This is a genomic window from Clostridia bacterium (genome assembly GCA_024653205.1).
GTDB lineage: Bacteria > Bacillota > DSM-521 > Neomoorellales > SLTJ01 > JANLFO01.
Window position 1 is genome coordinate 22,817 of the sequence record JANLFO010000022.1, and the last position, 12,624, is coordinate 35,440.

A 12,624-nucleotide genomic window follows, 5' to 3' on the forward strand; every position below is an offset into this window, starting at 1 on the left:
AGCGATGCGCACACGAAGCCGGCTGCGAATAGGGCTCGGAATTCTGGGGGCAGTCGTCCTGACTGCCGGAGTACTGATTTTTTACTGGCACACCTGGCTCCTCTCCCATCCGCCCCATCCCGTTCCCGTCTCACCCGCGGCCTCACCCCCGCCGGAGCAGCTGGCCTCCGCCTACGAAGTGATTGTGGTTTCCGGCGAGCCCGAGGGCATCGCCGCCGCGGTCTCTGCGGCCCGCAACGGGGCGCGCACCCTGCTCCTCTCGGAAAGGGAAACGCTCGGCGGTCTCATGACCGTCGGCATGCTCAACCTGATCGACCTGGACCGGGGTCGGTGGGGACGCCTGACCACCCGAGGCATCTTCTTGGAATTTTACCGGGGCGTGCGCGGCTCGCCTTTTGACATCCGGCGGGCCGTCCAGGTTTTCGAGCGTATGGTGGCGCGCGAGAAGCTCCTGACCGTGGTACGGCCGGTCCGGGACGTAGTCCCCCTGACGGAGGGAAATCGGGTTGCCGGGCTGCGTTTCCGCTACCACGATCAGACCCTGGCCGTCGCCGCCTCCCGGGTCATAGACGCCACACCGGACGCAGACGTGGCGGCCGCAGCCGGTGCCCCTCACACCTTTGGACGGAACGACTACGGAGGCCAGGGCACCATGGCGGCCACCTTGATGATGCACTTCGCCGGGGTGGACTGGAACCGCCTGCGGCAGGCGGCGCGAGAAGGGACTTTCGGCCGCGCCCGCTTTATCGGGGACCACGCCTACGGGTTTGGAAGACTGTTTGGCGCCTATCGACCGGTGCACCCGGAGATGCGTCTCCGGGGTCTAAACATCAGCCGCCAAAGCGACGGAACGGTGGTAATCAACGGTCTCCTGATCTACGGCCTGGATCCCCTGTCTCGCCCCGCGGTCGAGCAGGCCTATGCAAGGGCACGCGCGGAGACCGTGCACGTACTTGCCTTCCTGCGGCGTCACTTTCCCGGCTTTGAAAACGCCCGGATCGCCGGGTACCCGGAGATGCTGTACATCCGCGAGAGCCGGCACATCCTGGGAGAATACGTCCTCGATATTGCCGACGTGATCGAGAACCGAGACTTTCCCGACCGCGTGGCCATCGGGACCTACCCCGTCGACATCCAGGCCGGTTCCCCCGCCGAATACGGTTTGGTGGTAGGAGACCCGGTTCAGTACAGCATACCCTTCCGCTGCCTCGTACCGTTAAAGGTGGAAAACCTCCTGGTGGTCGGCCGCGCCGCTTCCTTCTCCTCTCTGGCCGCGGGCAGCGCCCGGGTGATCCCGGTGGGCATGGCCACCGGTCAGGCCGCTGGCGTGGCCGCGGCCTACAGTCTCAGGCACGGTATCGGCTTCCGGGAAATAGCCCGAGAACCCGAGGGTCCACACATACGCGCCATTCAGCAAACGCTCGTCTCCCAAGGCGCCTATCTCAAGGCGTTTTCCCTGAAGCCCGCCTTTACCCGCCACCCTGCCTATCCCGCGGCCCGGGAGGTCATGCGTCTGGGGCTGGTAAGCGCGGGCTACCGAAACAACTTCGACTTTGACCGGCCGGTTACCCACCTGGAATTCGCCAACCTGTTCACTTCGGCCCTGGAACGCGCCCGCAACCTGGGCCGTCTGCCCGCGCTCCAACAGGTGCGCTACCCTCTTTCCGTACCCGAGCAGCCGCTTACCGCACGAGAAGCCGCCCGGATGGTGCTGTGGATCACCGGCAGTGCGGCCGCTGCCGAGCGCGCCTGGCCTTTGGCGCTGGACAAACGCCTGGTCCCCAGAGAACTCATCGACCGGCCGGATTCTTCTCTGACCCGGGCCGACCTCTACCTTTGGATCGACCATGCCCTCAGGCACTTCCGAAGGGAACCCCTAAATGGAGAGAGCACGGTCCCGGCCGGAGCAGATGGCTAGAGCACCGCGCTCCGGTGCCGGGCGGCGTGGCAATTGAGGTTAACCGCCACCGGCAGGCTGGCAATGTGACAGGGGAAAACCTCCACGTGAACGGCCAGGGCGGTGACCCGGCCTCCGAAGCCCTGCGGACCGATGCCCAGGGCGTTTATTTCTTCCAGGAGTTCTCTTTCCAAGGCGGCGGCCTCCGGGTCGGGGCTGGCCGCTCCCAGCGGCCGCAGCAGGGCGGTCTTGGCCAGCAGGGCCGCCTTTTCAAAGGTTCCGCCCAGGCCCACGCCCACCACCAGCGGCGGGCAGGGGTTGGGGCCGGCCCTTTCCACCGTTTCCACCACGAAGCGTTTTACCCCTTCCCGACCCTCGGCAGGGCTGAGCATGGCCAGGGCGCTCATGTTCTCGCTTCCCGCACCCTTGGGCGCCACCGCAATCCGCAGCCGGTCGCCGGGAACGATCTGCACGTGGATCACCGCCGGCGTGTTGTCTCCGGTATTGCGCCGGCGCAACGGGTGTTCCACTACCGAGCGGCGGAGGTACCCGGCCTCGTAGCCCCGGCGTATGCCTTCGTTCACGGCATCGTAGAGGTAACCGCCCCGGATCTCCACCTCCTGGCCGATTTCCAGGAAGACCACCGCCACGCCGGTATCCTGGCAGAGCGGCACCTCTCCCCGGGCGGCAATCTGCGCGTTGGTCAAGACCTGTTCCAGCACCTCCCGACCCAGAGGCGAAACCTCCGAGCGCAGGGCTCCTTCCAGAGCCGCCCTCACCTCCTCGGCCAGGCAGTAGTTGGCCTGCTGCGCCAGCTCCGCTACTTTGGCCGCGATTTCTTGGCAGGAGATCACCCTGGGCACCGTCTCGAACGCCCTTTCCGTCTAGAGTCTCCTGAACGACGCGCGCCACCACTCGCTGAGGGCCGCGAGCAGGCCGAGCAATGCCGGGCCCAGCAGGTATACCCGCAACCCGACCACACAGTCCAGATCCACCGCCCAGCCCGATCCCAGGAAGGAAGGCTCTATGTAAACCCGAGGCCGGACTCCGGGAGGCATGCGCCGGGCCAGGAGGCTCTGTGCTCGAGCCTGCCAGGCCCAGGCCCCTCCCACCAGCCAGGCGGTGGCGGCGGCATCGCCGGCCCCCAGACGCAGGTGGAGTTCCCAGTGCCGCACGACCACGGCCGCATACAGCCCACCGGCCAGGCGGTTCAGGTGCCGCCACAGCCGAAGCCCCCTCCTCACCTGCACCCGGGCTGGTCTTCCGGGCTTTCCCCGACTTCCGCCTACCAGCGCGAGCATCCTCTCCCACGAAGGCGCCGGAAGCACCCAGGTAAACGGCCGACGCCTCGCGGGTACGAACAGAAGCACCCGCACCGGCCCTTCCATATCCTTGTGGATCTTCACCCGAAAGCGAAGCGGCAACCACAGTAAGACGCCGAGAAAAACGGCACTTCCCAGTAAGACGGCCGGCAACTACTTCACCTGCCCGGGGATAGTCTTTCCCCCGGGCGGCAATCATACCGTACTCTCTTCCGGTAAGGGCGGGAGTTCGCCAAGGTCGCGAAGTCCGAAATGGTCGAGAAACCTGCGCGTGGTGCCGTAGAGTACCGGACGACCGGGCGCCTCTTTCCGCCCCACCTCCTGAACCAGTCCCTTCTCTACCAGGGTGGCCAGAACCCCCTCCACCCGCACCCCTCGGATTTCTTCGATCTGGGCCTTGGTGACCGGCTGAAGGTAGGCAACAATGGCCAGTGTTTCCAGCGCCGCCCGGCTCAGCCTCTGGCTCCGGGGAAGGAACAGCTTCTCCAGCATCTCCCGGTACTCAGGCCGGGTCGCCAGGCGGTATCCCTCGGCCACCTCCAGAAGGGTTAGGGCGTGCCCTTCGCGATCGTAGTGGGCGGCCAGTTCCCGCGCCAGTTCCCGGACCTCGGCCTCGTCCGCCTCCAGCAACTGGCTCAGTTCGGCCACGGTTAGCGCCTCTCCGGAAGCAAAGAGAAGACTTTCCAAGGCCGCCACCTTCTCCTTCATGGCAGTCACCCTCTTGCCCGCCTGCCCGGCCGGGGATACACGTAGATAGGCCCCCACAGCTGCGGCTGCTCCAGGTGCACCTCGCCCCGCTGGTTAAGGATGAGGAGGGCCAACAGGCCGAACACCAATTCCCGCACCTCGACGAACAGCTCCTGCAGGGTAACCGGGCTCCGCCGTCTCAACTCCCGGCGCAGGCGGCGGAAGAGCACCGGGAGGTCGATCTCCTTTCTGGGCGGGCTCACGGATGCCGCTGCCTCCCGAAGGTATCCCGTGACCCGCCCCCAAACGCGTGCCAGTTCCCAAAGGTCGATCCCCTCCAGGGGGTCCCGGTCCGCCATGGCCTGGCGGTAGGCCTCGACATCCGGTCCGCGACCCACGCAGGCCAGGCGGCGCTCCTCCCGGACGGCCAGCATCTCCGCCGCCTTCTGAAAACGCCGAAAGGTCGCCAGCCGCTCGGCCAGCACCCGGGCCGGGACCGACGGATCCGGCTCCGCGCTCGCCTCCGCAGACCTTTCCGGAGGAGGAGCGGGCAGCAGCAGACGGGCTTTTAAGGCCACCAGGGTGGCCAGGGTCACCAGGAACTGGCTCCACAGTTCCAGGTCTTCCCGGGCCAGACTGCGCAGGTAGCCGAGCCCCTGCCCCGTCACCTCCGCCACCGCCACCTCGGCGGCCGGCAGGCGCCGCTCGGACACCAGTCGCAGCAGGTCCTCCAGGGATCCCTCGAAGCCCGCCAGTCTCACTTTCCAGGACATATCCGATCCCCGGGGTCGCTCCCGGCAACCCTCAGCCCAGTCCCATGGCCTCCCGGACCTCGGCGAGCGTGCGGGCCGCCACCTCTCGGGCCCGGGCCGCGCCTCGGGCGGAAATCTCCTCTATCAGCCCGGGCCTCGTCGCCAGTTCCCGCCGCCGCTCCCGCACGGGAGCCAGGGCCCGGTCGATTGCCTCGGCCAGCCGGTTCTTGCAGGGGACGCACCCTACCTGTCCTCTCCGGCACCGCTCTTCCTGCTCCTCTACTTCCTCCGGGTTGTACAGGCGCTGGTACACGTCTACGATGCAGACCTCCGGATGCCCCGGATCGGTAGGGTGAATGCGGGCCGGATCGGTGATCATCATCCGCACCTTGTTGCGGATCTCCTCGGCCGAGGCGGTCAGGGGAATCTCGTTGCCGTAGCTCTTGCTCATCTTGCGTCCGTCCACCCCGGGGAGAAGGGCTATTTCCGCCAGCTTTGCCTGGGGCTCGGGAAAAACCTTGCGGCCGTACAGATGGTTAAACCGCCTGGCCACCTCCCGGCACAACTCCAGATGGGGCAACTGGTCCTCCCCTACCGGAACGGCGTCCGCCTTGTAGATCAAGATGTCGGCCGCCTGGAGCAGGGGATAACCCAGGAAGCCGTAGGTCGTAATGTCCTTCCCCGCTTCCCGAAACTGCTGCACCTGCTCCTTGTAGGTAGGCACCCTCTCCAGCCAGGACTGGGGAACAATCATGGAGAAAAGCAGGTGAAGCTCGGCGTGCTCCTTGACGTGCGACTGCACGAACAGCACGCTCTTCTCCGGATCCAGCCCCACGGCCAGCCAGTCCAGCATCATTTCCCGCGTGCTCTCCCGCAGCTCCCGCGGATCGTCGAAAACCGTGGTCAGCGCGTGCCAGTCGGCTACCATGTAGAAGCACTGGTGCTCTTCCTGCAACGCCACCCAGTTTTTCAGCACCTGCAGGTGGCCGATGTGCAGTCTCCCGGTGGGTCGCATACCGCTGAGAATTCTTCCTCGTAGCTCGGCCATGCCCTCTCTCCCCAACTAAGGATCTACAAGAACACGGCGCCGGCCGCCCCGAGCACGGCGGAGGTAAGGCCCTGTACCAGAGGCCCGAGTACCCGCCCCACCAGGCCGGTAAAGACCAGAACAAGCAACAACCAGGGCCCGTAACTCTCGAGGCGCCAGAAGGCAGCCCGGGCGGAGGCGGGGAGCAACTCTCCCACCACCTTCGAACCGTCCAGCGGGGGTACGGGCAGCAGGTTGAAGGCGGCCAGGACCAGGTTGTAAAGCAGGAACCAACTGCAGAAACTGGCCAAATACCCTCCCGGTCTGAAGCCCACCAGCACCAGGGCGGCCAGAAAACCCAGGAGCAGATTGGCCAGCGGACCGGCCAGGCTGACGCTTATCATGGCCAGACGCCGGTGACGTCGAAAATAGAAGGGGTTTATCTCTACCGGTTTGGCCCACCCGAAGCGGGCGACGATAAGCAGCAGCGTGCCCAGCGGATCGAGGTGGGCCAGGGGGTTAAGGGTGAGCCGTCCCTGGCGGGCCGGCGTGGGATCACCCCACCATACCGCGGTTCTGGCGTGGGCGTACTCGTGAAAGGTTAAGGCCAGAAGGAGGGCCGGCAGGGCGGCCGCTATCTCCCGGCCGAACGAACTCAAGAAGGACACTCCGCACCTCCTACATCCCGGCCGACGGAGGCCGCAGGCGCGAAGGCAGGACCTCCAGGCGCAACAGGTCGGCGTAGGTCTCCCGGCGTCCGATCAATTCGGCCTCACCGTCCCTCACCAGCACCACCGCCGGCCGAGGCAGCCGGTTGTAATTGCTGGCCATGGGATAGCAGTAGGCCCCGGTGCAGCTCACCGCCAGGACGTCGCCGGGGGCTGCCCGGGGCAGCCAGATATCCCATATGAGCATGTCACCGGATTCGCAGCACTTGCCGGTTATGCTGACCTTCTCCTCGGCCGCCCGGTCGGCCTTGTTGGCCAGCAGGGCCTCGTAGCGGGCCTGGTAGAGTGCCGGACGGACGTTGTCCGCCATTCCCCCATCCACGGCCACATACTTTCTCATTCCGGGAATCTCCTTTATGGAGCCCACGGTATACAGCGTGGTTCCCGCCGGCCCGATTATGGCCCTTCCGGGCTCCACCAGGATGCGGGGTTCGGGGAGCCCGTGGGCGGCGGCCTTTTGGGCCACTACCTGCTTTATGGCCCGGGCGTATTCCTCCGGCGCCCGCGGTTGGTCGCCCTCGGCGTAGTAAATGCCGAAGCCCCCGCCCAGGTCCAGCTCCTGAACGGCCAGACCGTTTTGGCGGTGAACGCGGGCGGCAAAGTCCATCATCACTGCTGCCGCCTCGGCGTAGGGCTCGAGGCTGAACACCTGGGAACCTATGTGGCAGTGCAGGCCTACCATGTGCAGCCGGGAACTGGACGCCACCCTGGCTACCGCCTCGTCCGCCTGGCCGTTGCCCAGGGCGAAGCCGAACTTAGAGTCGATCTGACCGGTGCGAATGTATTCGTGGGTGTGGGCCTCTATGCCCGGCGTGAGGCGCAGGAGCACCCTGACCGGGTGATCGCCGTTCCTGACCGCCAGGGCGGATAGCAGCTCCAGTTCCCGGAAATTATCCACCACTATGCGGCCTACTCCGGCGGCCAGAGCCTGTTCCAGCTCTTCTTGCGCCTTGTTGTTGCCGTGAAAGTAAAGCTTCTCGGGAGGAAAACCGGCGCTCAGCGCGGTGAACAGTTCTCCTCCGGAAACCACGTCCAGGCCCAGACCTTCTTCGGCCACTATGCGGCAGATGGCCTGCATGAGGAAGGCCTTGCCCGCGTAGAGCACGTTGTCCGGGCCGAAGGCCTGCCGGAAGGCGCGACAACGGTCGCGCAGACAGGCCTCGTCGATCACCAGCAGGGGAGTGCCGAATTCCCGCGCCAGTTCCACCGTATCGCAGCCGCCGATCACCAGGTGCCCGGCGGGACTAACGGCCATGGTTCCTTGCAGCCGCACCGATCCACCACCTTTCCCCGCCGCCTCTACGGCAGGGCGGCCAGGCTGGCCTGAAGCTCCTCTTCCGAGTAGACTACGTCCTCCAACTTGCCCCCCAGATAGGCGTCGTAGGCGGCCAGGTCGAAATGCCCGTGACCGCTGAGGCCGAAAAGGATTACCTTCTGCTCCCCGCTCTCCCGGCAGGCCAGGGCCTCGTCAATGGCCGCCCTGATGGCGTGGGCACTCTCCGGAGCAGGCAGGATTCCTTCGTGGCGGGCAAACAGCACCGCGGCAGCAAAGACTTCCTTCTGCCCTACGGCCCGGGCCTCGATGAAGCCGTCGTGGTAAAGCTGACACAAAAGGGGAGAGTCGCCGTGGTAGCGCAAACCGCCGGCGTGGATCCCCGGCGGGACGAAGGCGTGCCCCAGGGTGTACATGTGGAGCAACGGCGTAAGACCGGCGGTGTCGCCGAAGTCGTAGGCCAGCTTGCCCCGGGTCAGGGTGGGACAGGCCGTGGGCTCTACCGCCACCGCTTTGACCCTGGTCCCCTTGGTGATCTTATCCTGAAGGAAGGGGAAGGCCAGCCCGGAGAAATTGCTGCCTCCGCCGCAACAGCCGATCACCACGTCCGGGTAAAGGTCTGCCTTGGCCATCTGCGCCTTGGCTTCCAGGCCGATTACGGTCTGGTGCAGGCAGACGTGATTGAGCACGCTGCCCAGGGAATAGTTGGTGTCGTCCCGGGAGGCCGCATCCTCCACGGCCTCGCTGATGGCAATACCCAGGCTGCCCAGGCACTCCGGGTCCCGGGCCAGAACCTCCCGGCCGGCCCGGGTGCGGGGGCTGGGGCTGGGAATAACCTCGGCGCCGTAAACCTCCATAAACGAGCGGCGGTAAGGCTTCTGCTCGTAGCTAACCCGGACCATGTACACCGTGCACTCCATTCCGAAGAAGTTGCAGGCCAGGCTGAGGGCGCTGCCCCACTGGCCGGCGCCGGTTTCGGTGGTCAGGCGTCTGATACCCGCCGCCCGGTTGTAGTAAGCCTGGGCCACGGCAGTGTTGGGCTTGTGACTGCCCGCCGGGCTGGTGCCTTCGTATTTATAGAAAATCCGGGCCGGGGTGTCTAGAGCTCTTTCCAGGCGCCGGGCGCGATAAAGCGGAGTGGGACGCCACAGTCTGTAGATGTCCAGCACCGGTCCCGGAATATCAATCCAGCGCTCGCGGGTGACTTCTTGCTCGATCAGGGCCGGAGGAAAGATCACTCCCAGGTCTTGGGGCCCGATGGGTTCTCTGGTGCCCGGATTGAGCGGCGGAGGCGGAAGGTTAGGCATATCCGCCTGGATGTTGTACCATTGAGCCGGCATCTCCTCTTCCCGAAGCAGGATCTTGTAGGCTTCGCTCATCTGGTCTCAACTCTCCTCTCCTAAGGCTAAAATACTGACCTAATTTTAATCAAGACCACCAAACTTGTCTACCGACCGTCACCGTGGCGTATCCCAAAAACTTGCCCTGGCGCGAGCCGTTATGGTTTGGCCTCCTGCTAACCGTGTAGCCTGATCAAACCGGGGTTCGAGCTTCGCGCTCCGGCGCGTACACCGCTTAGGCGCCGTCCATGGCGCCGGCGCGGCTTCGGCGGTCCGCCTCTTTGCGCCGCCTGATCATATCCACGAAGGCCTCCAGGCGGGTTACAAAGCCCGCCTCCCCGGTCTGCTCGTCAAAGAACATGGTCATGACCGGCAGATCGCAGTCCTGACTCGCCCGGGGCAGGATGGACTCGGCCACGATTTCCGGCATGCAGGTGAAGGGCGCAAGCTGAATGAGTCCGTCGAACCCTTTGCGGGCAAAGTAGACCACACTTCCCACCGACTCCCGGCCGTGCCCGCCCACAAAGTACCCCAGGTAGGGTTGGGCCAGCTTCTTGGCCTTCTTGGCCGGGCTGTCCAAACGCATGAAGCCCCCGAAAAGGTGATCGTTTATCCACTCGCTCAAGTAGAGGTCGCGCACCACCTCTGCCCCCATACGCCCCAGCTTGCGCTCGATGTCCAGGTTCATGAAGGGCTCGAGCAGGGTGTAGATCTCGCCCACCAGGGCGATGCGCACCACCTTTGCCTCCCGTACCGGGTCCCTTTCCACCGCGTCCAGTTCTGCCAGGGCCTGCTGCCTCGCCAGCTCCACCTCCCGGCGCGTGGCGGCGGCGTCTATGGCCGCCCGGGCCCGGTTGTAGATGCGGTCGGCCGTACCCAGCACCTTTTCCCGCGGCCTCAGCCACTCCACCCGTTTCTCCACCTCGTCCACCGCCCGCGTCTTCCACCAGGCCATGCGCACGCCCTGAATGGCCCGCCGCCAGTCCGTTTGGCAGAGGTACTTGATCTTGTCCACCAACTCGGAGAAGTGGGCATCGGGCGGTTCCAAGACCACCATTTCCATATCGTAGCCCAGGTCCTTTAGGATCTCCCTCTGCACCTGGGCGTAGTACCCGAAACGGCAGGGCCCCACCCCGCCGGCCATGACGATCACTTCGGCTCCCCGCTCTGCCGCCTCAATGTAGTTGCCCAGGTTTAGCTTGAGCGGTAGACAGGCAAACTCCGGGGAATGCTGGGTGCCCAGGCTCAAAGTACGCTTGGTGCAGGGAGGCGGGACCACCACCTCCAGCCCCAATCCCCCCAGAAGCGCCCTGGCGGTTATGTAGAGATTGCCCATGTGGGGAAAGGTAGCCTTCATTGCGCCGCCCTCCACGCGAGCATGTCGGTAAAGGCCTCCACCCGGGTCTGCAGACCCGCCTCGCCGGTTTGCTCGTCCAGGGTAAGGTAAAGGAAGGGGAGCTTCCTGGTGCGCTGGCTGAACCTTTCCACCAGGTCTCCCACCAGGCTGTCGGGGCCGCAGCCGAAGGAGGAAACGTGAATTATGCCGTCGATGTCGGGTCGCTGCAGGAAATGCAGGGTGCTGCCCACCAGACGCTTGCCCAGAGTCCAGAAGAGCCGCTTGGGCAGCCGGGCGGCCTCGGTCTCAATAACCGCGCCGGGTATTTGATCCGGCGTAACCACCTCGACTCCGAGACGGCCCAACCGGCCGATCAGATCCATGCTGATGTATTCGTCGTAAAGGTTGTAGCCGTGCCCCACCAGACCTACTTTCCAGCGCCCGGGGCCCTCTCCTTCTCCTCGACGGCGCCGACCCTCCGGTACCCCGGTCAGGCGCTCGATGGCCGGCCCGGGACGCAAGCCGGACTCCAGCAGGGCAACGTAGTGCTGGTAGACCGCCTGCGCCTTCTCCCAGGCAGCCAGAATTTGCCGCTTGTTGCGCGTAAGCAGCCTCCCCATCTCCAGGGCCACTTCCAGCACCTTCTCCGTACCCTGGCGGAGGTTGACGTTGGTATCGATAAACCGGGGCAGATCCCGCAGGCCGGCCCGCAGCATGTCCGGCAACCCCATGAACTTCGGGCAAATGTAGGCTTTGGGTTCCACACTGACCAACCGGGGGACGAATAGCAGGTCGGCCTTATTCCGCAGGGCCAGGACGTGGCCATAATACACCTTGATGGGCAGACAGGCCTCGTCCACCGCCCCCCGGACTCCCTGGTCCAGGATGGCCTTGTTCGTGGGCGGGGACACTTCTACCTTGGCCCCCAAGGCGGTGAAGAAGGCATGCCACAGGGGGAAGTAGTAATAATAAAAAAGGGCGCGCGGAATACCGATTCTCATCATTGCCGAGCTTCTCGGGTTCCCTCACCGCAGCCGTATACTCTCTCCACAACCTTAGACTCCGACGGTCCAGGCCTTATTATAACCCCACCGCCCGCATATTTCCATCTCCGCGGCCGCGCAGTTTTTCAACCCGGCGAGGGACAGCCTCCTTCCTGCTCCTCCCGCCCTTCCTTCCACACCGGGTAGCTGCCCAGCACCTTCACACTGCGCGCCCGGGCTTCCAACTCGCCCAATACCCCGGCCAGAGGAGGCAGCCGGTGATGTCCCCGACAATCCAGGAAGAATATGTAATCACCCAGCCGCCTCTTCCCGGGCCGGGACTCGATCCGGGTGAGATCGATCCCCGCCAGCGCAAACGGCGCCAGGAGTTCGTACAAGGCCCCGGGTCGGTTGGCCGCCGGCACCACGAGCAAGGAAGTCTTGTCGCTGCCCGTGGGCGGGACCACTCCCCGTCCCAGGACCACAAACCGGGTCACGTTGTCAGGCGAGTCCTCGAGATGCCTCCGGATCACGTTGAGCCCGTAAATCCCGGCCGCCAGCTCCGAGGCAATGGCCGCCGCCCGTGCCCCCTCCCGGGCGGCTCTCAAGGCAGCCTGGGCAGTACTGCTGGTGAGCTCCACCCGCCCCTTCGGCCAGTAAAGGTTAAGGAACCTCCGGCACTGGGCCAAGGCATGCGGGTGGGAGTAGATTACCTCGACTTCTTCCAGGCGCTGTGCCCTGCCCACCAGATGATGGCTTACGGGAATGATCACCTCGCCCTGGATCTGAGGCGTCCCGGAAACGAATAACTCCAAAGTTGCCGGCACGCTGCCTTCCAGGGAATTTTCCAGAGGGATCACCCCTTGGAAGAACCGGCCCCGTTCTACTCCGGTCACTACTTCTTCCATACCTTCACAGGCTACCAACTCAACCTCTCCGTGCTGTCTGGCCGCCCAGCAACGGGCCGCCTGCTCGCAGAAGCTTCCCGCCGGACCGAGATACCCGAGGATGGAACTTGCCACCGCCGATACCTCCCGAAGCTACCGGTCCGCAGGACCGATCGTAACCGGCATTGCCGGGATAATGATAAAACAAATGGCCCCCGCAGAGGCCACCCCGGCAACTACCCCTACCGTACTACCGTCCTGCCGCCGTATGCCTTTGTCTCTATGGTAGCATACGCGGGACGCTGCCGCAATGGGCCGAGCAACTGCGTATCCCCACTTCGAGTTAACTTGAGTTGACTGGCGGTACCGGGTGCTCGCCTGAGTACATTGGC

At 64.9% G+C, this 12,624-nt stretch carries 12 protein-coding genes; 1 reads left to right on the top strand and 11 read right to left on the bottom strand.

Annotated elements, in window-relative coordinates; all coding sequences use genetic code 11:
* Window positions 1-4: 4 nt before the first annotated feature.
* Window positions 5-1,918, top strand: coding sequence for an FAD-dependent oxidoreductase (locus NUV99_10200; protein ID MCR4420468.1), 1,914 nt, complete (start codon window positions 5-7; stop codon window positions 1,916-1,918).
* Here the strand turns inward: NUV99_10200 and NUV99_10205 are convergent.
* The 11 genes from NUV99_10205 to pheA all read right to left on the bottom strand — a co-directional run bounded on the left by NUV99_10205 (window position 1,915) and on the right by pheA (window position 12,367).
* A complete protein-coding gene (locus tag NUV99_10205; protein MCR4420469.1) occupies window positions 1,915-2,760 on the bottom strand; it encodes a fumarate hydratase in 846 nt (281 codons plus the stop codon). The two genes, NUV99_10200 and NUV99_10205, sit on opposite strands and share 4 nt — an antisense overlap.
* A 21-nt stretch (window positions 2,761-2,781) precedes the next feature.
* Complete coding sequence (locus NUV99_10210) at window positions 2,782-3,372, bottom strand: DUF2953 domain-containing protein (GenBank protein MCR4420470.1); 591 nt, start codon at window positions 3,370-3,372, stop codon at window positions 2,782-2,784.
* A 42-nt stretch (window positions 3,373-3,414) separates the two neighbouring features.
* Window positions 3,415-3,927 carry an SMC-Scp complex subunit ScpB gene (gene scpB / locus NUV99_10215; GenBank protein ID MCR4420471.1) on the bottom strand — a complete coding sequence of 171 codons (513 nt, stop codon included), beginning with the start codon at window positions 3,925-3,927 and terminating at the stop codon, window positions 3,415-3,417.
* A 5-nt stretch (window positions 3,928-3,932) separates the two neighbouring features.
* Window positions 3,933-4,679 (bottom strand): segregation/condensation protein A, encoded by a 747-nt coding sequence (locus NUV99_10220; GenBank protein ID MCR4420472.1) that lies wholly within the window; start codon window positions 4,677-4,679, stop codon window positions 3,933-3,935.
* A 31-nt stretch (window positions 4,680-4,710) separates the two neighbouring features.
* Window positions 4,711-5,706, bottom strand: coding sequence for a tryptophan--tRNA ligase (trpS, locus tag NUV99_10225; GenBank protein MCR4420473.1), 996 nt, complete (start codon window positions 5,704-5,706; stop codon window positions 4,711-4,713).
* A 23-nt stretch (window positions 5,707-5,729) separates the two neighbouring features.
* A complete protein-coding gene (locus tag NUV99_10230; GenBank protein MCR4420474.1) occupies window positions 5,730-6,353 on the bottom strand; it encodes a site-2 protease family protein in 624 nt (207 codons plus the stop codon).
* Window positions 6,354-6,363: 10 nt separating this feature from the next.
* The gene (gene lysA, locus NUV99_10235) at window positions 6,364-7,686 is read right to left on the bottom strand and encodes a diaminopimelate decarboxylase (GenBank protein MCR4420475.1); all 1,323 of its coding nucleotides are present in this window, start codon (window positions 7,684-7,686) and stop codon (window positions 6,364-6,366) included.
* A 26-nt stretch (window positions 7,687-7,712) separates the two neighbouring features.
* Window positions 7,713-9,065 (bottom strand): TrpB-like pyridoxal phosphate-dependent enzyme, encoded by a 1,353-nt coding sequence (locus tag NUV99_10240; protein ID MCR4420476.1) that lies wholly within the window; start codon window positions 9,063-9,065, stop codon window positions 7,713-7,715.
* 196 nt (window positions 9,066-9,261) lie between these two features.
* A complete protein-coding gene (locus NUV99_10245; GenBank protein ID MCR4420477.1) occupies window positions 9,262-10,383 on the bottom strand; it encodes a CoA protein activase in 1,122 nt (373 codons plus the stop codon).
* Window positions 10,380-11,363 carry an acyl-CoA dehydratase activase-related protein gene (locus NUV99_10250; protein MCR4420478.1) on the bottom strand — a complete coding sequence of 328 codons (984 nt, stop codon included), beginning with the start codon at window positions 11,361-11,363 and terminating at the stop codon, window positions 10,380-10,382. Before NUV99_10250 ends, NUV99_10245 begins: the two co-directional genes overlap by 4 nt.
* A 128-nt stretch (window positions 11,364-11,491) precedes the next feature.
* Window positions 11,492-12,367, bottom strand: a complete 876-nt coding sequence (gene pheA / locus NUV99_10255) for a prephenate dehydratase (GenBank protein MCR4420479.1) — start codon at window positions 12,365-12,367, stop codon at window positions 11,492-11,494.
* Window positions 12,368-12,624: the final 257 nt, after the last annotated feature.